This window comes from Chitinophaga eiseniae, assembly GCF_012641265.1.
Classification (GTDB): Bacteria; Bacteroidota; Bacteroidia; order Chitinophagales; family Chitinophagaceae; genus Chitinophaga; species Chitinophaga eiseniae_A.
In genome coordinates, this window is record NZ_JABAHZ010000001.1 from 364,880 (window position 1) to 386,720 (window position 21,841).

At 48.9% G+C, this 21,841-nt stretch carries 16 protein-coding genes; 5 read left to right on the top strand and 11 right to left on the bottom strand.

Annotated elements, in window-relative coordinates:
- Window positions 1–48: 48 nt before the first annotated feature.
- The 5 genes from HGH91_RS01370 to HGH91_RS01390 form a co-directional block, all read right to left on the bottom strand.
- The gene (locus tag HGH91_RS01370; protein ID WP_168736666.1) at window positions 49–1,350 is read right to left on the bottom strand and encodes an amylo-alpha-1,6-glucosidase; all 1,302 of its coding nucleotides are present in this window, start codon (window positions 1,348–1,350) and stop codon (window positions 49–51) included.
- Window positions 1,351–1,456: 106 nt separating this feature from the next.
- Window positions 1,457–2,626 (bottom strand): ABC transporter permease, encoded by a 1,170-nt coding sequence (locus HGH91_RS01375; protein ID WP_168736667.1) that lies wholly within the window; start codon window positions 2,624–2,626, stop codon window positions 1,457–1,459.
- Window positions 2,627–2,632: 6 nt separating this feature from the next.
- Window positions 2,633–3,589 carry an HlyD family secretion protein gene (locus HGH91_RS01380; RefSeq protein ID WP_168736668.1) on the bottom strand — a complete coding sequence of 319 codons (957 nt, stop codon included), beginning with the start codon at window positions 3,587–3,589 and terminating at the stop codon, window positions 2,633–2,635.
- A gap of 45 nt (window positions 3,590–3,634) precedes the next feature.
- On the bottom strand, window positions 3,635–5,044 hold the full coding sequence (locus HGH91_RS01385; protein WP_168737826.1) for a TolC family protein: 1,410 nt from the start codon (window positions 5,042–5,044) through the stop codon (window positions 3,635–3,637).
- 100 nt (window positions 5,045–5,144) lie between these two features.
- On the bottom strand, window positions 5,145–5,522 hold the full coding sequence (locus HGH91_RS01390; protein ID WP_317166809.1) for a DoxX family protein: 378 nt from the start codon (window positions 5,520–5,522) through the stop codon (window positions 5,145–5,147).
- Window positions 5,523–5,656: 134 nt separating this feature from the next.
- Between HGH91_RS01390 and HGH91_RS01395 the strand changes: the two genes are divergently transcribed.
- Entirely contained in the window at window positions 5,657–6,007 is a 351-nt protein-coding gene (locus tag HGH91_RS01395) for a winged helix-turn-helix transcriptional regulator (protein WP_168736670.1), read from the top strand.
- Between the two features lie 79 nt (window positions 6,008–6,086).
- On the opposite strand, the gene HGH91_RS01400 is transcribed toward HGH91_RS01395, so the two are convergent.
- Window positions 6,087–6,476: a hypothetical protein gene (locus HGH91_RS01400; RefSeq protein WP_168736671.1), complete on the bottom strand. Its 390-nt coding sequence runs from the start codon at window positions 6,474–6,476 to the stop codon at window positions 6,087–6,089.
- A 174-nt stretch (window positions 6,477–6,650) separates the two neighbouring features.
- On the opposite strand from HGH91_RS01400, the gene HGH91_RS01405 reads away from it, so the two are divergent.
- Window positions 6,651–8,606, top strand: a complete 1,956-nt coding sequence (locus HGH91_RS01405) for a sensor histidine kinase (RefSeq protein ID WP_168736672.1) — start codon at window positions 6,651–6,653, stop codon at window positions 8,604–8,606.
- The gene (locus tag HGH91_RS01410) at window positions 8,599–9,225 is read left to right on the top strand and encodes a response regulator transcription factor (RefSeq protein WP_247651629.1); all 627 of its coding nucleotides are present in this window, start codon (window positions 8,599–8,601) and stop codon (window positions 9,223–9,225) included. Before HGH91_RS01405 ends, HGH91_RS01410 begins: the two co-directional genes overlap by 8 nt.
- Before the next feature lie 85 nt (window positions 9,226–9,310).
- Here HGH91_RS01410 and HGH91_RS01415 read toward each other — a convergent pair whose 3' ends face one another.
- The 5 genes from HGH91_RS01415 to HGH91_RS01435 form a co-directional block, all read right to left on the bottom strand.
- The gene (locus HGH91_RS01415; RefSeq protein ID WP_168736674.1) at window positions 9,311–11,692 is read right to left on the bottom strand and encodes an ABC transporter permease; all 2,382 of its coding nucleotides are present in this window, start codon (window positions 11,690–11,692) and stop codon (window positions 9,311–9,313) included.
- A 205-nt stretch (window positions 11,693–11,897) separates the two neighbouring features.
- Window positions 11,898–13,091, bottom strand: a complete 1,194-nt coding sequence (locus HGH91_RS01420; RefSeq protein ID WP_168736675.1) for a DUF4998 domain-containing protein — start codon at window positions 13,089–13,091, stop codon at window positions 11,898–11,900.
- A 19-nt stretch (window positions 13,092–13,110) separates the two neighbouring features.
- Complete coding sequence (locus HGH91_RS01425) at window positions 13,111–14,322, bottom strand: DUF5000 domain-containing lipoprotein (protein ID WP_168736676.1); 1,212 nt, start codon at window positions 14,320–14,322, stop codon at window positions 13,111–13,113.
- A gap of 40 nt (window positions 14,323–14,362) precedes the next feature.
- The gene (locus tag HGH91_RS01430; RefSeq protein WP_168736677.1) at window positions 14,363–16,306 is read right to left on the bottom strand and encodes a RagB/SusD family nutrient uptake outer membrane protein; all 1,944 of its coding nucleotides are present in this window, start codon (window positions 16,304–16,306) and stop codon (window positions 14,363–14,365) included.
- A gap of 24 nt (window positions 16,307–16,330) precedes the next feature.
- Window positions 16,331–19,810, bottom strand: coding sequence for a SusC/RagA family TonB-linked outer membrane protein (locus HGH91_RS01435; protein WP_247651630.1), 3,480 nt, complete (start codon window positions 19,808–19,810; stop codon window positions 16,331–16,333).
- 228 nt (window positions 19,811–20,038) lie between these two features.
- Here HGH91_RS01435 and HGH91_RS01440 point away from each other — a divergent pair, with 228 nt between their 5' ends.
- Both HGH91_RS01440 and HGH91_RS01445 read left to right on the top strand, forming a co-directional pair.
- Complete coding sequence (locus HGH91_RS01440) at window positions 20,039–20,617, top strand: RNA polymerase sigma factor (RefSeq protein WP_168736678.1); 579 nt, start codon at window positions 20,039–20,041, stop codon at window positions 20,615–20,617.
- Window positions 20,618–20,664: 47 nt separating this feature from the next.
- On the top strand, window positions 20,665–21,828 hold the full coding sequence (locus HGH91_RS01445) for a FecR family protein (protein WP_168736679.1): 1,164 nt from the start codon (window positions 20,665–20,667) through the stop codon (window positions 21,826–21,828).
- Window positions 21,829–21,841: the final 13 nt, after the last annotated feature.

A 21,841-nucleotide genomic window follows, 5' to 3' on the forward strand; every position in this document is an offset into this window, starting at 1 on the left:
CGCGAAGAAGTGGGTGACTACCCACTTCTTCGCGTTTAATAAAAAAAGTTATTTGTTTGCTGCTGCCCAACTCTTCAGCATGTCTATCGCCTTGGACAACACGCCGGCGCTTCCTTTGAAATCGGCGCTGCCGGCTGGCTTCCCATCAATACCATACCATTCGTAGAACTTCCCGTTTTTAATCACCCGGTTAATCATGGGCTGCACTTCGCTATAGGCTTCCCCAACGAAACCGTTGGCAACAAGTTGCTGTATCATGCGGCCGCCAAACCAGGTCCAGTCGCCGCCATCCTGGTAGATATAAGGTTTGGAGGCATTGGAATTTTTGCAGATGCCTTCCGGATAGGGCGGATAAAGCGTGAGGCCGATGGACGGGGCTCCCGATAGTTTTACATTTTCCAGCATTTGCTGATTGACATGTGCGATTTCTTTTTTAGAAAGCAATCCTGCCTCAATCGCTACCGCTGTGCCGCCGTGAAAGTGAATCTTGTTTTCGTTAAAGTCCGGTGGAAAAGGGGAGTCTTTAACATATATATGCGGAATGAACTTTTGGTGTTGTTCATCCCAGAGGTATTTGCGGATATGGGTGGCCGTTAATCTTTCCAGCTTTGCCCAGTGTTGCTTATCGGCATCCGTTTTAGAGAAGCTGCCCAGGTTTTTGAGTGCTATCACAAACATGGCATTGTCGTATACATCTATTGACCAGTGTGTGTGTTCATCTACATCTACGACGGCGCCGCCTTCTACCTGTACATCGCCCCAATCCTGCGTAGTGGCGCCGGTCAGCAATTTATATTTATTGCTGTAGCGGTTTTCCAGGAGATATTGTACCGACAGGGCCATTCGTTGTAAAACAGTTTTTCCACCAATTACTTCCTGGAGAATGGCGCTGTCGCCGGTCAGCCGGATGTATTTGGCAAAGGCCTGTATCAGGGAGGTTTCCTGGTCTGTTTCTACAGTATTTTTAAAGCCCACATGTGCCGGCTCCATGTCCGACGTATAAATATTAGGATCATTCCAGGTCACATGCCCTTTGAGTACGTACCCGTCTACGATTTCGCCGTTGGGTTGTTGCAGGGCATAGAAGGTCAGCAGATTTTTGCGGATGGTATCTATGTTATATACCTTACAGGAGGTTTCGATAAAGGTATTCATATCGCGAATCCACACCTGGGGGTATCCATCGCCGGCGTTGAAACCCTTGGCCAGCAGCCGTGCTGCCATGGCCTGAACGGTATCCAGCTGTTTGTCGGCGAGTATCTTGCGGGCCAGCTGCTGCCGGTCCTGGGCCTGCAGGGTAGTCATGCTCAAACAGGCTGCCAGGAGGAGAAAAAAGTACTTGTTACACATGTGTCAAATGTCTGTCAGCCTGCCGGAACAAACAAGAACCATGTTGACTTTCTTCAATACTATTTTAGCTGTTTCTTACAACAACCAGGTTTTTAGCCTACAAGCGTTACTGGTTGGTCACTGCCTTAAACAGGCCTCTCAGCTTTATTTTCAGGGCCAGCCAGCCGAGGAAAGCATAGGCCAGTAATAAAATACCGAGATGCTGAATATATGGATAGGTGAGCGTTACCGATCCTTTTTGTATCAGCAGTATTTTAAAAGCCTGCAGGAAGGGTGTGAGCGGGATGATGTTGGCCAGCGCCTGCACGAACACGGGCATGGCATTGAGCGGCCAGGTAAAGCCGCTGATAATGAAGGCAGGAGAGGCAATCACCATCAGTACCTGTGTAGCTTTCAGCGCATCGGGAATCAGGATACTGACAAACACGCCCATGAAAGAGGCTGATCCAACAAAGAAGGCGGTGAGCCACATGAAATTGATGATACCATGAGGCAGGGGTACATAAAAAAGAATGTGCATCAGGTAGTAGATCGATACAATCAGAATAGAGAATACCCATACAGGAATTACTTTTATCAGCATGATAGGGAAGGCCCAGCGGCGTAGGTGACGGTATTCATTTACAAATGACCCGCGCTGGAATTCTGCTGCGAAGCTCACTGCCATGGCCAGCAGGATCACCTGTTGCAATACCACGGCAAGCATAGCGGGCCACATGAATATGAGGTAATTGCTGGTGGTATTGAATAAGGTAATATAGTTGGTTTTAAATGGTTCGTATTGGGTAACGGCCCTGGGCGCGGGCATGCCCATCTTTTGCAGCCCTTTGATAGATACGCCGGCGGAGAAAGTGCCAATAGTCAATTGCAATGCTTTAGAGGCAAAGTTGGCGGTTAATACGTTGCCGGTATTAACGTATACATTTACTTCGGGGTATTTCTTCTGGAGGATGTCGGCCTCAAATCGGGAGGGAATCATCACCAGGGCGGCAGCTCCTCTTCTGATCACTTCGTCATTGAGATTACCAGGCTCCCGGAGATATTTAAACACTTTGATGCTTTTATTATCGCCCAGCATTTCGAGCAGTTGGTTCGAGAGGGGAGTATTGTCTTTGTCGATAACGATGACGGGAGTATTTTCCACCTTCCCGCTTTTGTATACAAATCCCAGCAGGGTGGCGTACAGCACCGGCGCCAGGAAGAATACAGAGCGCAGGGTGGAGTTGCCGAGGAACAGCTTAAACTCACGTTTCAACAATCGGATAAATTCTTTCATGCCTGCTTATTTCAGAATAACATTTGCATTTACCAGGATCTCTTTCGTCTTGCCCGTATCTTTCGGCAATACTTTAATCTCGTATACGGCATCCTGTATCTGGTAGTCGGGATAGGCCGTGGTGATATCCGCATAGCGGGTGAGTTGTTTGATATAGGCAATGGTGCCTGCCAGTTCTTCTTTGTTGTATACTACCTGCAGGGTTACGTCCTGGCCTTTTTTGTATCTGCTGATCTTGCTCTCTGGCACGGTAAAGCGGAAGTAGGTGCTGCCCGGGATATAGCCATTGAACAGGGCGAATCCGGCGGTGGCCAGTTCCCCGGGGTTCAGGCTGATGGTTTCAATTTCCATGTCGTTGGTGGCAATGATATATCTTTCTGAGTAGGCCACGTTGGCTTCCTGTAGGGCGCCTTTGGCCTGGGAAGCCTGGCCGGCAGCCATTTTCACTTTTTCAATGCGGGTGCCTTTTTTTACATCGTCGAGTTCTGCTACTACGGCATCGAATTGGGCTTTGGCGCCTTGCATCTTCGCGTATATTTCATCGTAGGCCTGGGGCGACATCAGGCTGTCGTTGAACATATTGGTGGCCCGGTTATACGATTTCTGCGCAAAATCATATTGTTCTTTCAGTCCTTTGTACTTGGCCTGGAGTTGCTTCATCTGGTCGGCGGTGGCGCCGTTGCGTGCCATCTGTTCCTGTGCGGTGGCAGCGTTGACAGCGCCTTCGGCCTGGGCAATTTTTGCTGACACTTCCGGTACATCCAGCAGGGCGAGGGTATCGCCTTTTTTCACGGTTTGTCCTTCCGACGCATAAATTTTCAGTATTCTGCCAGTCACCTTCGGGGCAAAAGAGATCACCTCTTTTTTGGCTTTCCCTTCAAAATCATCAGCACCGCGCTTTTTGGGGCCACAGGCGGAGAGTGGCAGCAAACTGATTAATAATAGGCCCGTATAGATTCTCATTGTATAGCAATTAATATTAGTAAGTAATGACCGGTGGAATATAAGTTAGTATAATTTGCTGACGTCCAGCTCCTGGGTAGAGCGCATCAATTCAATAGCCGCGCGGCGTTGATTGAAAATGGCATTCTGGTATTCCAGCTCCGCCATCTCCAGGTCATTTTCCGCATCTATCAGCTGGGTGGATTTACTCATACCATACCGGAATTCCTTTTCTGCCTGTACCAATGCGTCGGCGGCTACTTCTTTCTGTTTTTTCTTCAGCGCTATCTGTGCATTGGCGATGTTGTATTCAGACTGGTTGTTGGCCTGGTTTAAGGTAAGCTTGCGCAGGGCATCATATTTCTGGTTTTGCAGCAGCTCCCGGTCGATGCGCGCTACTTCGATGGCGTGTTTACCTTCCCGGCCATCAAAAATTTCCCATTTAAAGCCCACGCCGGCCATTACTATCGGGAAAATGTTGAGGTTGGTGGGGCGCCAGTCGAGCTTGTGGCCGGGGTAACCAATGGCGGGAATGGGCGGGATAATATTGTCGGAAGACTTAACCCTGCTGCCATACAGGCCCAGGTAAAAGGTAGAGGCCATAGCCTGTACTTTCGGGATCCACCAGGTTCGCTCGGCTTTGATTTTATAACCGGAGGCGTTGATGCCGTGATCGAGGGCACGGATTTCGGCGCGTTCGTGAATTGTTTTTTGCGGCGTAGCCGGTACTACCGCTGCCAGTGCGGGTTCTATGAGGCGTAGCCTATCCTGGCTGATGCCGGTCAGTACTTCCAATTGCGTGAGCAAGAGCACCTTCTTTCCTTCATATTCTGCTACCTTGGCATCTAAGGTGGCTTGCGCCAGCTCTATTTTTTTATGATCATAAGGCGTGATCAATCCATAGCCCAGGGCTTTATCGGCCGTTTTGCGGTTGGCAGCCAGCCGCTTCCTGCCTTCATCCAGTACTTTGCCCGACTGGTGTACCAGTGCCAGCTGGTCGTAAGCCCGGGAAATAACGACTACCACGTCGTCGGTTGTTTTCTCCACTAAAATATTTTCCGACAGCTTCTTTTCTTCCAAAGCTTTACCAAGTGCTTTTACCTTTCCGCCGGCATAGAGCAACATTTTGGCGTCGGCCTTTGCCAGGCCGGAAAAGCCGGACACATTGATATTATTGTTGTACTTCCCTTCGGGAATATTGAGAAAAGGTTGCAGGTTTAGTTCCGGGGAAATCACATGTGCGGTGGCATTAAGATATCCTGCCATGCCACTCAGCTCCAGCGTAGGCAGGTACGCATCTTTCAGTTTATGCTGATCAAGACCGGTCAATTTATTTTTGGTAAGTTGGGTTTTGAGATCCGCATCCCGAACCATAGCGCTGTCGAGCAACTCCTTAAAGCCGGGCGCAGTCTGGGCTTTAGCATAGTAACAACAGCTGATAAATGGCAGGAGCAGGAAGGGCAGCTTACTTTTCATCGATAGCATATATGGCGTTACTTTTTCATTTTACTATAATAACACATAAAATAAACTAATGTTTGATTCTATGCTAAATATCGATGAATTATATATCATTTCATTTGTTTATCTCTCGCCGCATACTGATATAGGATACCAGCAATAATGCTTCCATCGCCAATGGAAACAACACTTTCCCCACACCATCTCCTGATACCCCATGAGAGATAGCAGCGCTGAGAAATAATACTGTAAAACCGGCATACCCCCATTCTTTCCAACGGGTATAACGGGGCAGGGACAATAACAGGATGCCTGCTAATTTCCCGCTGCCAATCATTACCGGGAGATAGGCCGGGTATCCCAGGTGCAGTACGGTTTTCAGTACAGCGTCCATCCGCATAATATCGGTGATGGCGGTGACGAACATTAGTAATAAAAAGAGAATAGTGGAAATGCGGTACGTTAGTTTCGTGATGTGCGTTGATGGTTTTATATTTGATGATTATTGTGGCCCGTGCGGGCTTGTGTCGGTGCGAAGCTATTAACTAGTTGTATATCAACAAATAAGGCACGTATAGGTATCTTACGCACCCGGAGGTATGTAATGATGAAAATCAAGCCATTAACATGAAAGTTTTTTTTAAAAATGACAGTAGCGTCGACTTTTGCCCGGTAAGGGATGTATTTGACCGTATTGGCGATAAATGGACGGTATTAGTGATGATCACACTGGACCAGGGGGAAAGTCCCCTGCGTTATCATGAGTTGCAGGAAAGGATCGGCGATGTTTCGCAGAAGATGCTCACGGCTACCTTGAAACGTTTGCAGGAAGATGGGTTGATATCCCGGCAGCTGTATCCTGAAATTCCACCGCGGGTGGAGTATACGTTAACGGCCCGTGGAAAAAGCCTGTTACCGCATTTATACCGGCTGGCCGAATGGGCAAGTGAGCATATGCGGGATGTAAAGAAAGTATAATTTTTTCGGGAGAGAAGATACGGCACAACCCCAACCTGGCTCCCCGGTCATGGCCAGGGGAGCCGATGGGTGATGAGGGTTAAAAGGTATAAATAACGTTAGCAATAAATACAGTACCGGTAGTTACACTTTCTTTTTTCAGCACACCGTCTACATAGATCTGCGCTTTCAGTACCGCATTAGCGTCTTTGCCGTCGCCGCCCACACCCATGTACACGCTTACTACGTTGCCGGGATAGGTTACTTCCGGACTTTCCCAGGTGGTAACATTCAGGTTGGAAGCGCTGGTAACTTCGCCGCCGGATGCACCGAATTGTGTATTGGTAATTTTGGAGCCGGCGGTGGCTATCGCTTTGAATTTAACTTTGTGTCCTGATGGAGCTGGATCGTCTTTCTTTCCTTTACAGGCGGTAAAAACCAGGGCCAATAACAATGTAGATAATAGCAGTAGTTTCTGTGATAGTTTCATAATTGAGATTTTAATGTTTATGCATCCTTGCAGTTCGGTTTTTCTGCGGATGTAAAGGTAGCGCCAGGGCGCACTACCAGTCAATCCTGATAACCTGTATTTCTTTTCTACTGGTTTTCCAGTATATTTTGATTTATTTCGTTTATATCAGTAATTGTTAATTACTTTGTTTACATGACCCGGTTTCTACTAGTTTTTTGTTTTTTTATATACCTGTCTGTAGCATCTGTAGCCCAACTGCCTTTACATCAGAAAGGGTATGCCGACAGTGTAGCATTGTTGCTACAGAAAGCCACCAACGATAGCGTAAAGGCCAAACTCAATACCTTATTGGTATTTTGCTGGATGAACACCGATAAGGCCAGGGCCGCTCAATACCTGATGGAAGCACGGCGCCTGGCCAAAAATTATCCCTTGATGTGGGCGCAGACTTTTGCGCATGAAGGATACCTGTATTTTAATGAAGATGTGCCCCGGAGTGAAGCCTGCTATATGAAAGTAGATTCCCTGCTGCGCAATGATACCTCTAAAAATGCTTACCTGCTTCGTTCCAATGCCTGGCAGAATTATGCTGTACAGCAACAGGGAAAAGATGATGATGCTACTTTTATTGACCTGATACTGAATAAAGCGATTCCCCTGGCGGTCTTGTCGGGCGACAGCTCCCTGTTGGGTTCTGAATATACTAACGTAGCCCTGGCATTTACCAATACCGAACAATATGAAAAGGCGGAAGCATACTTCAATGATGCCATCGCTATTCTGAAACCTGCAGCCAAAGAGCCCAGCAGGTTGCTGGTGGCGCTTTACCGGGCGGGAGAAAATTATATCAACCTGGGAAAGTATGCAGCGGCCAGGGATATACTGGATACCATGAAAGTATTGCTGGCGCCGTATCCCGAAACGGGTTTATATACCGGCTATTACATGGTGGAGGGCCTTTACCATCACAAGATGAAAGCATATGCAGCTGCACTGGCCAGCTTTGATAAGGGTATTGCGGCTTCCAGCGGGATAAACGCAGCAAGCAGGGTGGACGAACTGGAAATGATGAAAGCAGAAACCCTGCTGGAGATGAAAAATTATACTGCTGCCCGGGATCTCCTGTTACGGTTGGTAGAAGATGAAAGCCTGACAAGCCTCGATTATAACCGGGTGAAGGTGTTGAAGAAGCTGACTTCCGCGTACGTGGGGTTGGGGAATTTTCCCCAGGCCTATCATTACCTGGAAACGTATAGCCGTTTGAGTGATAGCCTGTATAAGACCCGGACACAACGGGATATCAATGCCCTGGAAATCAAATTCAGGAATGCAGAAAACCAGCAGGAAATCATTACGCTGAAAGCAAAGAATGAAAAGGCTGCCTTATCTACCAAAAATGCCTGGCTGATTACCGGGTTAGTGGCGTCCGCATTCCTGTTGTTGCTGGTGCTCGGGATATGGGCGCTGTCTTATTACCGGAGCCAGAAAAAGCTGGCAGCCCGGAAAATGCAGGAGATCGTACAGCAGAAAGAGCTGGACGTCACCAAAGCCATGCTGGAAGGAGAAGAGGGCGAGCGCAGGCGACTGGCCCGCGATCTGCACGATGGGCTGGGAGGTATGCTGGCTGGAGTAAAAATGAACCTTTCCGGCACCGCCAGTGCGCTCCAGGATGAAAAGCTGTTCCAGATCATCGGGCAACTCGATAATTCGGTGAGCGAACTAAGAAGGATAGCGCGTAATATGATGCCGGAATCGCTATTGAACTTTGGCCTGGAAACCGCGTTGAAAGATATGTGTGAGCTGAATATGGCGTCGGGTCTATCGATCGATTTCCAATCGCTGGGCGTACAACCTGACCTGCCGGAGAAAACACAGATCCTGATTTATCGCATTGCACAGGAACTGCTGGCCAATGCCATCAAACATGCGCAGGCCGACAAGATCATGTTGCAATGCAGCCAGAACCAGCATATCTTTTATCTCTCAATCGAAGATAACGGCAAAGGCTTTAATCCCGCTACCGCGAAGAAGGGAATGGGACTGGACAATATCCGCAACCGTATCGACTTCCTCAAGGGAAAAATTGAAATCGATTCAGTGGCAGGTGAGGGAACCACTATCAACATAGAACTTAATGTCAATGAATAACATCGTTATTGTAGATGATCATCCTATTGTAATAGAAGGACTGTCGGCTTTATTACAGGCCGATAAAGCCCTGGAGGTGGCAGCTACCTTTACTACCGGCCAGGCCTTTTTATCTTTTTTGCCCGGCGCCGGTTTTATAGATATCGTGCTGCTGGATATTACACTCCCGGATATCAATGGCGTAGAGGTGTGTAAACAGATCAAAAAAATATCTCCGGAAACAAAAGTACTCATTATCAGTAACCACAGTGAACGCAGTATTATACTGCAAATGCTGCAACAGGGCGCCAGCGGATACCTGCTGAAGAATGCCTCCTCCGAAGAACTGGTACGTTGCGTTCATGATGTGCTGGATGGAAAAGTAGCATTCAGCGCAGAAGTGATGACGATCATGACCCGCCCCCTGCAAAATGAACCCAAAGCGGCGCCGCATCTTACCAAGCGGGAGAAACAGGTGCTGGGCATGATCGCTGCCGGCAGAACCTCCGCCAGCATTGCGGAAGAGCTGTGTGTGAGCCAGTTTACGGTGGAAACACACCGGCGTAACCTGATGCAGAAATTTGAAGCCGGCAACACCGCTGCACTTATCCGGATGGCCGCAGCGCAACAATTGCTATAATACGACTTCGCTTTTTCCGTTTCGCGTAAATCTATTTTCCTAAAGTGGCTGACCGGATGTCTGCCACTTGTACCAGGTATTTAGTTTACTCTGTTCTCAGGCTTTTTACGGGATTAGCGATGGCCGCCCTGATCGACTGGTAGCTGACCGTGAGTAAAGTAATGAACACAGATAAGATGCCTGCTACCGCAAATACCCACCAGGCAATGTCTACGCGGTAGGCATAACTCTCCAGCCATTTGTGCATTCCCCACCAGGCCAAAGGCGCTGCTATAAAGAAAGAAATAATGACCAGCTTTACGAAGTCTTTGGACAACAAGGTAGTGATATTGGCTACCGAAGCCCCCATGATTTTCCGCACCCCGATTTCTTTCACCCTGGTTTCCGCCATATAGGTGGTTAGGCCAAATAAACCCAGGCAGGAAATAAATACGGTCAGGCCCGCAAACAAACCAGCGAGCGTACCTTGTTGCTGTTCACTCTCAAATTTCCGGGCATATTCAGCATCCACAAACTTCGGCTCAAAAACAAAATCCGGGTTATATTTTTTGAAAATACCGGCTGCTTTTTCGAGGTTGGCAGTAGTGCTATGCTGGCCATTCAGCTTTATCTGCATCACATTAAACGTTAAGAAACTGCTTTTTGCGCCACAGATTAATATGGGCCGTGTAGGTTCATAGGGACTGGTAAGAATGAAATCCCTGATCACGCCTACAATATGATAGTTGGTACCCAGGTCAGATACTATCTTGCCGATAGGGTCTTTAAACTTCATTACTTTCAGCGACGACTCATTGATGATTAATCCTGTGGAGTCGGTCGGAAACTTTTTGAGGTCGAAGTCGCGGCCCTGTACAAATTGCAGCCCGGCGGTGGCGCCAAGGCCATCATCGGCCATAAACCGGTCGAAGTCGGTACGATCATTGGGATCTTTACCCTCCCAGTTCTGGCCCCAGCCATCGCTCCATCTGTCAGTGAGCGGAGAGCTGGTTTTAGTGACGGAGGTGGCAATGCCGGCACTCAGCAGCTCTTCCCTGATGGACGCATAATTTTTTGTGATGTCACCATTCAGGGAATGATAGACCAGGCGATCACGGTTATAACCGGTTTCCCGCTCACGGGCATAGTCAATTTGTTGCTTTACTACAATGGTGCAGATAATCAGCACGATGGCAAAAGAAAATTGCAGTACCACCAGTATTTTCCGGGGCGTTACCAGCGCATGCGTTCTTTTAAAAGTGCCCTTTAACACCTTTACCGGCTGAAAAGAGGAGAGGAAGAAAGCGGGGTAACTCCCTGCCAGTAAGCCGGTGAACAGGATAAAGCCGAAGAAGGCCACCAACGTATAGGCGTTACCGGTATCTATGAATAATTTCTTTGCCGTAAATTGATTATAGGCTGGCAGACTTAACTGCACAATGAACAATGCCACTATCCCTGCAAGGAATGCGAGAAATACAGATTCACCGATAAACTGCCCAATGAGCGACATTTTCTGGGCGCCTACTACTTTCCGGATACCCACCTCACGGGCGCGTTTTTCACTGCGGGCGGTACTCAGGTTCATGAAATTGATACAGGCAATCAACAGGATAAATCCTGCAATAATGCTGAAGAGTTTTACAAAGGTGCTGCGGCCGCCACTGTCTTCCTGGCCATTGGTGAAACTGGAATACAGACGCCAGCGATCCAGTGGGTACATAAAGAGCTCCCAATGGAGCGTTTTGGACTCGTCGTGGTAATGTTGCTTCAGGTCTTTTATTTTATTGGCTACGGCGGCGAAGTTTGTATGGGGTTTGAGCAGCACATAGGTAGGGGTGCTGTTATCACCCCAGCCGAAATCCTGCCGGTCACTATTTGTCTTTAAATATTCCCAGGGGAGCAGGCATTCGAAATCGAATCTTGAATTACCGGGTAAGTCTTTCAGGATACCCGTTACCGTGAAGTTGTCCTTATTACCGATTTTTACCACTTTGCCCATGGCGGGTTCATTACCAAACAGGCTTTTAGCGGTTGTTTCCGTCAACACAACCGAATGTGGATCAGTAAGGGCGGTAGCAGGATTTCCTTCCACCATCGGAAAGCTGAATATTTGCAGGAAGCCCGAATCCACTATGCTGCCTGTCTTCATCATTTTCCGGTCGCCGATAGAAAACAGATAGTCGCCATTATAACTGGCCCTGGCTACCCGTTCTACTTCGGGCAGGTCTTTTTCCAGGATAGGCCCCAGCAGGGTAGAAGTACTGTTCCAGCATCGCACTTTACCATCGAGGGGCACCCGGTTCCACACTTCATATATCCGGTCTTTTTTGGTGTGAAACTGGTCGTAGCTCAGCTCGTGCTGTATCCAGAGCAGGATGAGTATCGCGGCAGCCATACCGATAGCTAGTCCTGTTATATTGATGAAGGAGAAGCCCTTGTTGCGGAGCAGGCTGCGGTAAGCCACCTTGAAAAAATTCCTGATCATAGCGGGTAATTATTGCCGAAGGGGGGCGCCAAGATGGTGCCAGATAAAAATAGGCGGCATGGGCGGGGGGATAGCCAGATGGGGTAAAGGTATTTGTCCGTTTTCGATACAGAAAACTGTCCGCTTTTGTACACTGCATATGATGAACAAAGCTGTCTCAAAATTATTTTCGAGACAGCTTTGCTTTGTTAACTATAGGGCTGGACTAGTTTTTAATCAGCTTCACGGAAGGCACCCGCCAGTATTGATTGCCGGAGGTCATCGTGGCCAGGAACCCCATCGATACCTGGGAGGTTTGACTGATGCTGAACGGACATTCAATCGTGGCGGTTACATTCCGGGAGGTAGGAAAAGCCGCTACCCCGGCTGCACTCGCCAGATTGGCGATATCAGGTAAGGTACTGCCGGTAGCCGCTACCACGTATACCGGGTCGAGCGCCTCTGTATAGGTATTGACAACGAAAATATAATTGCCTGCAGGCAAGGTGACGGTCTGGTATATTTTCCCGTTGATAATATTGGCAGTACCACTCCAGCCGGATTCCATTACCAGCACGCCGCCGGCATCAGACGCATATCCGCCGTACCCGGAGTGATTGATCACATTAGGCGTAGTGATCCAGGGCGCCGCCAGGGTGCCCCATCTGCCCCCGTCGAAATTAGCGCGCACAAATGGTCCGTAATTGCCCAGGTATAAACTGGTTACATCGGCCCTTACTGCATGGCTGCTAAAGGCGGTGTAAAAGGTATCAATCGCAGTAGGATTGGGCAAATAGGCGGTACGGTAGCTGATGCCGTTACCCGGTTTAAAGTTGGGTAATACTGTAGAGAAGTTTGTTTGCACGGAAGGTATAATCGTATCATGCGGCACCCCGGCATTATCGGTATACCTGATCTGCACATTTACGATGCCCGCGTCGGCATTTACATCTACCCAGCTAATGAGTGCGGAACCGTCGTTTTGTATGGCGGTATTGGTAATACCCCGGTTGATCAGCGCAGAAGCATACAGGTCGCCATATACGCTGGCAGCTGTATTTACGGGGATAGATACATTCCCCAGCGTATCGTAAGTCCGTATTTCAAAATTCATGAGCCCTTCTGGTAAGCCGGGAATAATAACCCGGGCGGTGTCTACACCGGGCGTTCTTTTTACCGCAATTTCGGTAGAGTCCTGGCGGCTGTTCCAGAACACGCGGTATTTGGTGATTTTAGGATCGGAAGTAAATAACCCGGTAATCAGGACCCGGCTCTTCCCGGAAAAAGCCTGTACAGAGTCCATTTTGCCGGGATAGGTAATCGCACCGCCTGCCATGTATTTATCCCGGTAGGCATCCATTTTGGTGCAGGCACTGACAACCAGTACCAGTAATATCCATATGTAGGTATGTTGTTTCATGTACGTAAGGTTTGTATGACTAATTGCCCCACAGGGTAAACTCAGCGATGTTGATGAAGTAAGATCCCTGCCAGTTCGATAAGCTCCTGATGCGCAGATAGCGATAAGCGGTTTGCCCCGCCGGAAAGTCGAACTGCCAGCCATCGTACGCCAGTTTCTGATCTGCCGCGGTTTCTGTGGCATAGGGCGACCCGGAAGGCTTTACCACATGGCAGGTGGTGAGCTTGGTCCAGCTGCCATCCAGGTTACCATTCAGGTTAGGGCTGTTGGATGCCCAGATCTCAAAATCTTTTACGTTGCCGCGCACATAGTAGTTGTTGCCCACTTCCTTATAAGGATTTACCTGCATGCGGCTCAGGATATGCGCTTTGCCCAGATCCAGCGTAACGGTTTGCGGGCTGCCGGCTTGTTCCAGTGTAAAGAGGCAGCGTGGCCATCCGGGGTGGAAGTCGCCATCGTAGATGTAAGGCACGTCGGTACGCCCGCCATTGTTGAGGATGCCTGCGTCCTGGGGCAGCACGTAGTTACTCCATTCAGATTTAGGCAGCATCTGCTCAAACAAAGGCGTAAGCGAAACACGCATTGTATCGGAGAAATTCATCCACCGGTCCCGTACCACAAAGGCGTATTGCCTGGTGACAGCTGGCTGTTGCCGTACAGCGTTTTTAATAACCGGATCGTTGCTGTATACATTGTCCATACCTGCGGTCTGCACCCATTTGCCATTGCCGGCACTGTCTACCAGCGGAATGATGGCCAGGTTTTCCAGGGTAGGATTATTACAGACGAGATTGAAACCACCAAAGGTAGCCTGTACCGACAGCGATCTGAAAGCGAGATTGATCGCAGGCGTTAAAGGATTCACCGTAACGGCAACCGGTTCGGACACTACTTCGCTGGCATTAACGGAGTAGAGTTTAATGGTATGTGCCAGCGTATCCCCGAAACCCTCTACCGTGATGGAATTTACGTAGTGGGAAGCTTTGGCTTCTGCCGGATGTCCCGGGGACGTCTCATACACGGCTTTGATATACGAAAGGTCTACATCTGATGGCAGCGAATAGGTGATCACCGATTTCCCATTTTGATTGTTCACGCTGATACCGGTTACCAAGCCTGGTGCATGTGTGTTGGTGGTAACAGGTTTATTCAGCTCCTCCCGGTTACAGGCCAATAGCAGGAACAAGGAGCAGGTGATATATTGCAGGGCGACTAATTTTCTTGTTTTCACGACTTAATTTTTTAGTGTTAAATACATCCTCCATCCATCATTACCAGTTGGGATTTTGTACCAGGTTAGGATTAGCTAACAGGTCGCTTTCTTTGATAGGCCAGAGATAATCGCGGGGCGCCACAAAGTGCCTGGATAGAAAGGATACTTCCCGGTAATACAAGTCTGCGGTTCTGCCACTCACCACCCACCCGGTGATGTTGCCGCTTAGCTCCTGTGCGGCTGTTTTCCAGCGGAGCAGGTCCCAGTAACGGTGCCCTTCAAAGCAAAGTTCAATGGCTCTTTCCCGCTGAATGATGGCGCGCATACCTTCTTTGGTGGTGTATTTGGTAGGATTGCGGCTATAGGTGGTCCAGGATGTTTGCACGCTTTGCAATCCGGCCCGGGTCCTGATCCTGTTGATGTAATCATATACTTCTCCGCCGGGGCCCTGTACTTCGTTGAGTGCTTCGGCATAAAGCAGGTAGAGATCCGCCAGCCGTATTTCCGGAAAAGGGTAGGGCGGATAGGTAACGGTGTTCCAGTCCATATGCCAGTTCACTACTTTTTTCATATAGAATCCGGCAATGGGTACGGGAGAAGATTGACTCAATTCACTACCACGGGCCATCAGCCAGAAGGTATTTTCATCGCTTTTAGAGGGGCTGTTGGCCATGTACCATACGCCGCGGTCAAATCCCAGGTCGGCATAGTAGCGCGGCTCCCGGTCGAAGTTCAGGCGGGCGGTCGTTTCTCCTTCGCGGATATTGAATCTTTCTGCATGGGAGGCTACGCGCAATGCCGCGATGTTGGAGAAGTCGAGGGTTTTATCTTCATCAATCGGTACGCCGTTGCTGGTATAAAACAGTTTAGCCATTTTGATGGTGGGCCCCAGCAATGGATGGCCACCGGTTTTGGAGGCTACCGCGTTAGCAAAGTCGAACTGGCCGATGCCGCAACGTTGCAGGAAAGTGCAGCCCCAGCTAACGCCGCTGGTAGAACCCCATACCAGTTCACTGTTCCATGGCTCGCTCATGGAATTGCGTATACTCATTTGCGTCATCGTAGTGGGGCTGAGCGGTACGTTTTGTTGGGGGAATACGTAAAGCTTAATGCCCTGTGCCTCACTCAGGTCGATAGCGGCTTTACAGGCATCGGCAGCCAGCTGCCATTTGGCGGCGCTGAAGGCGGTGTTGAACAGCGGTATGCCATCTTTGCTTTTGAGTGATCCAAAATCGGAGTTGCCGTTAAACAGCGGGCTGGCGGCGGTTACCAGTAATTTGGCTTTCAGGCTCAACGCAACAGGTTTGGTAATACGTCCCAGCTCCGATGAAATATTAGCGATGCTTACCGGCAGGTCGGTGGCCGCATTATCAAGCAGGTGGCTGATATAGCTCACTACAGAATCTACCGGCTGGCGCTTGATATACATATCGTTGATCGGCGTGCTGATAGGCAGGTTTTTATCGATGATGGGAATAGGCCCGTAAGCGCGGAACATCAGGAAATGATAATAGGCTTTGAGAAATTTAGCCTCTGCGATCCAGCGGGTGCGGGTATCTATGTCGAGGTCTGCCACCTTGCCCGGGTTGCCTACATTTTCCAGGAAGATATTACAATCCCTGATGGCCTGGTAGCAGGCCACGCCGTCCCTGTTGCCGGTCATGTAGTTGGCGATAGGATCTGAAGTATTCTGATCTCCATAATCCAACCGCAATACGTTGGTAGAACGGATATTATTCGTCGGATCCAGTACAAACACCTCATCGCTGGCGGAAAGGCCTACGTTATAGGTGGGATCGTAGTTTACGGGCATATAGGAATAGCAGGTAAACAGATATTTTTCTGCTTCTGCTTTAGAAGTAAAGGCATTGTCGATGGTAGCGATGTTGTCGGGTACCACATCCAGGAATGCTTTTTTGCAGGACGTTACCGATAGCAGGGCGCCCAGCGAGCAAAGGAGGAGATATTTGCCGGTGCTATGTAAGTTGATATGCGTGTTCATGTGCGTCAGTCTTTGTTTTGAATGTTAGAAACCTACCATTACTCCCAGGTTATATACCTTCTGAACAGGATATCCCAGGCCGGAGTCGCCCATTTCGGGGTCCCATAAGTTGAAGGCGCTGAGCTTAAAGAGATTCAGCCCGTTCGCATAGATACGGCCACTGGTGAGGCGTAATTTTTTCAGCAGGTTGCCGGTGAGGTTATAACCGATTTCGGCCGATTTCATACGGAGGAAAGAACCATCTCTCAGCCACCAGGTGGAGGTTTGGCTATTATTTTCCGAGATGATGGTGTTCAACCGGGGCCAGAACGCATAGGAGTTGCGGTTATCTTCTGACCAGTGACTGTCGGCAATGGCCTGCAGCAAGCCGTTCTGGTTACCGCCATTCAGGTAAAACGGCGTTGTATTGGCGGAATTGATAATGAAAGAAGACCGCGCAGAGCCCTGGAAGAAGGTGCTGATGTCGAAGTTTTTATACCCGATGGAGAAGCCGAAACCATAAATGATTTCCGGCGTATAGGGGTGACCGATAGGTACGTAATCGGCATTGGTAATTTTCCCGTCTCCGTTAATGTCCCGGTATTTAATATCTCCCGCCATAATATTTCCATATTGCATAGGAGAGTTGTTCACTTCCGCCTGGTCTATAAACAGTTTCTCTGCAATCAATCCGTATATCTGTCCCAGTGAGTTGCCCACTTTCGACAAGTTGCGGTTATTGTCGGCGTACTGCGGTTCTTCATTCACCAGCAGCTTGCTTTTGGCATAGGTGAAGGTACCGCGACCCTGTATCCACAGGGAGTTGTTGAATGTTTTACGATAGTCGAGTATCAGGTCTACTCCTTTGCTGGAAGCCTTGCCCGCATTGGAAGAAATGTCGGCCCTCAATCCCATGGAGGTTGGCACCGTACTTCTTACCATCAGGATATTGCTACGTTGTTGTTCATAGGCATCTACCGTTATGGTGAGGTTTTTGAAGATGGTTAAGTCCATACCGATGTTGGTTTGTTTAGACATCTCCCAGGTAATATTCCTGTTTTCATACCGGCTGATACCCACGGTAGGCCGGCTATAATTAAAGTTGGTACCGAAATATCCGGCGTTGGCGGCATCCAGTTTTACATTCGACAGATAGAAGAAGCGGTCGTTGGCATTACCAATCTGGTCGTTACCCACCAGGCCATAAGTAAAGCGGAACTTCAGCTGGTCAATAGTTTTAGCCAGTGGTTGAAAGAATTTTTCATTCGATACGATCCATCCACCCCCTATAGATGGGAAGAAGCCAAACCGGTGATTGGCGGCAAATCTTTCTGATCCATTATAGCCAAAGTTGAATTCGAACAGGTAACGATTGTCATAGCCATAGGTAAACCTTCCGGATACGCCCTGGTTCCTGGCAGGCAGCGATAGCTGCAGGGAAGATGCGTTGCCGGTAAGGAAATTGCGGAGAGTACCGATCAGCATACCGCCCACGGCATGTTTTTCATTGAATATCCTGGAATAGTTCACCGCCGCTTCTACATAAGTAGTGGTATTTACATTTTTATCGCCGGGCGAATAGGTGAGGTATTCGGTGGGGGTAGGGCCCACACTACCTACAGCGCCATCATTGATCAGGCTTAAGCCGGTGAATTTACCATCTATCGCATTGGTTTGATAATAGTAAGGACTGTATTGACGGGATACTGCAAAGTCGGCATAGCGTGTGGTATAGGCCATCATCCTGGCAGAAAGGCCAGGGGTGAGGGATTCCAGGTTTTGCCTCAGGCTCAGTTGCGCCGTGAGGGTACTGTTGTTGGAGGCCTGGAAGCCGGAAATGGACTGGGCATAAGGATTTACATACAGTCCACCACCCCCCGGAATGAGGGCGTTACCAAACAACGGATGTTTGGCATAGGGCATGAGTTCCGCGGGGTATACCGCCGGAAACGCCACCGGGTTACTCCAGATGGCATTGTAAAAGGTGCGTGCGCCGCCGCCAATGGGACCATTATAATCGTCGAACTGACCTTTAAGGCTTACCAGCGCTTCGGTAGATTTGGTAAGGTTTAAGGTAACGTTAGACAGGATAGAATAGGAGCGTAGTTTAATGTTATTGCTGAAATTATTGAGCGGATTTTCTTTCAGTATACCATTATCAATATTATAGGTCATGGCCAGGTAGTATTTGGCCCGTTCGGAGCCTCCGCTGGCATTGATGTTATATCGTTGGTTGTTGGTGTTGTCTTTAATGAGCTGTTGTATCCAGTTGTTGTTAGGATACTGGAGCGGATCATCGCCAGCGGCGGTGTGGTCAATTTTATTTTGGGAATAGGGAAGTACGCCCAGCGGATTGCGGGTCAATACGGCTTCGTTGGCCAATTTCATATAGGTGATGTTATCGGCCAGTTTGAAGTTCTGGGTGTTGGCAGAGTTGGAGCTTTCTGCGCGGAAGTTGAACCGCATTTTTCCCAGGTTCCCTGTTTTGGTAGTCACCAGTATCACGCCGTTGGCGCCCCTGGCGCCATAGAGGGAGGAAGCGGTAGCATCTTTCAATACCGAAAAACCGGCAATATCATCGGGTTGCAGGCGGGCGAGGTCCCGGGAGGAAGATTCGATGTTATCGATCAGGATCAGCGGATCTACTTTTCCGGCTCCGAAGGTACCTACGCCCCTGACAAAGAACTGGGCATTATCGGCGCCCGGCTCTCCACTGCGCTGGTAGGAGATCACGCCGGGGATTCTACCGGCCATCATAGTGGTGAGGTTGCCGGTAGGCCCCTTGAGCTCTTTCGGCTCAATCGACGTGATGGAGCTGACCATGCTGATTTTTTTCTGGGTACCATAGGCTACCACTACTACGTCCTTGATGGTGTTGTCTTTGGCCGACAAAGATATTTCGTAGGTATTGATCCCGTTTTTTACGGGGATTTCCCTGGAAATGTAACCCACATATTGCACGACCAATACGCTGTTGTCGTTCGACAGCTTTAAGGTAAAGTGACCGTCCTGGTCTGTTTTAGTCCCGGTGGTGGTGCCTTTCAGCATCACGGTAGCCATAGGCAGCGGTGACTTATCATCCGACAGTACCACCCCGGATACCAGGTGTTCGGTGGGTGCTCCACGCAGTTTTACGTCGGCCGCCTTGCTTTCAGGGACCGTTTTTTCCACCCGCTTAATTAAGATCACTTTCTTTTTCAGCTCATACGATAAGTTTTTTTCTTTCAGGATGTCGCTCAGTACGGTGGTCACCCTGGCCCGGGTATAATCGATCGGGCCCGCCACCACTTCGCGTTTCAACAGCTCATCACTATAAAAAAAGGTGAAATCTGTTTGCTTTTCAATGGCCTGGAAAATACTTTCCAGGGTCATGTTACTCCCCTTGATGGTCACAGTGGGAACGGGAGGAACTGGTTGCTGACCCTGTGTCAGGACAGAAAGAAAGAGCAAAAAAGTGAGCATAAAGTAACTCCTGCCGGCAAGACATCGCCTGGTAGTTTTCAGTAACGGGATACTTCTTTTCATTTTCCTGGTTTGGTTGACAGTAAATTGTAACGTGGTAATGACTACATGCCTGAATTTGTGCGGCACTATGATAAGACGACACAATTTGAAACCGGGTGAAGAAAAATGGGGCAAAAAAAATAATAATTGTCAAATTAACATTTTATAAAACAAACTCCTTATATTTAACCACTGTATCCCAACAGATTAGCCACGTTATATAATTAAGCAGCCAAAAAAAGTATTTTTATGCCTGAATATCCGGGAGATGAAGCTATACTTGCGTTATTGAAGACTGGGAATACCGGTGATGCGTTTGAATTTATTTTTAAGAAATACTACCGGTTAATGTGGACGAAGGCTTACCTGGGCACGGGTGATGCCACCGACGCAGACGACCTGGTACAATCTGTACTGAGCAGTATCTGGGAGCGGGCATTGTACCATAATATTAATGGCAGTTTAAAGAGTTACCTGCTGATATCTGTGCGCAACCAGGTAAACGACTACCACAAAGTGAAGCAGCGGGCTCTTAAAAGAATAGAGCGATATGCGGAGTTGGTAGACCAGGACTGTGTTTTCGAGTCGAGAGAACCAGATCCGGAAGACCGGTGGAGGGCACAGGAACAGCTGCACCGGCAGTTGCACGAGCTGCTGGAAGAGTTACCTACCCAACGCCAGCGGGCATTTACCCTGGTATACATGCAGCAGAAAAAATATCATGAAGTAGCAGATAATATGGGTATCAGCGTTAATTCGCTCAAAACCCATCTGAAGATTGCGGTGAAAACGCTGCGTAATAAGCTGTTTCCGCCTATTGTTGAGTAAACGTTTTTATCACCGTTACCCATTTATCTTTCAAGCTTTTCAAACCAATGATACCCGACCAGGAATATATAGAGCAGTTAATGCTGGAGAAATTGTCCGGAGATATTACCCCGGAAGATGACCACCTGCTCCTGCAATTAATGGAAAAATACCCCGTGGTGGCCAGCCGTTTTCACGGTCTGGAACAGCAGCTGCATCATCCGGATGCCCGGCAATACCTGGATAACCTGGATGAAGCACAGTTGTGGGAAGCGCGCAGGCACCTGTTTCAGCAAACGCCGGTGCGACCTATCCGCCGCCAGTGGCTATACCGTGCCGCCGCCGTAACTTTAATATTGCTATCAGGCAGCGTGTTGGGCTATCTTTTCTACCCGGATCGTTCCGCCATGCCGGAGGCCAAAAATAACCCACCCGCTGTGGAGCCCCGTATTATGTTGCAACTGGCCAGTGGTGAAACCATCGACCTTTCTGATACCACCCAGGCGTCCCTATTACATGTAGGCGCCGCACAGATGCATCTGTCGGCCCAGGGCATGCAATACGAGGCGAGGGCCAGCGACACCAGCACGGCGATGAACCGGTTGCAGGTGCCCGCCGGGAGGGACTATAAACTCACCTTGTCAGACAGTACCGAAGTATGGTTAAATGCCATGTCTGAAATCCGTTTTCCCGTGGCATTCAATAGCCGCAGCAGGGAAGTGTTTGTGAGCGGGGAAGCTTATTTTACGGTGAAGAAAGAATCGAACCGGCCTTTTATTGTGCATACCGGGCAGGTATCCGTTAATGTGCTGGGCACAACATTTAACGTAAACACCTATACGAATACGCATCCTAAAATTTCATTGGCCAGTGGCAAGGTGTCGTTGCAAAATACGGCCAGCAGGGAAACGGTGCAGCTAACTCCCGGTTATGAGGCCATCCTGAATATCCCCTCCGGTAAAGGATTTCAGGTCGGTGAGTTCAATCCCCGGAACACCCTCTCCTGGATGGAAGGAAAATATTATTTCAAAAACAGTTCCCTGAAAGAAATTGCGGCCGTGATCAAACGCCTCTTTGATACCAACGTAGTATTTAATACGCCTGGTGCAGAAAATGTCAGCATTACCGGCGTACTGGTGAAGAAGGACGGGCTGATGGAATTTATGGATAACCTCTCTAAAACAACAGATGTCAGGTACCAGCTGACAGATGGGGTATTACATATTCTTTGATGAATAGTCATTG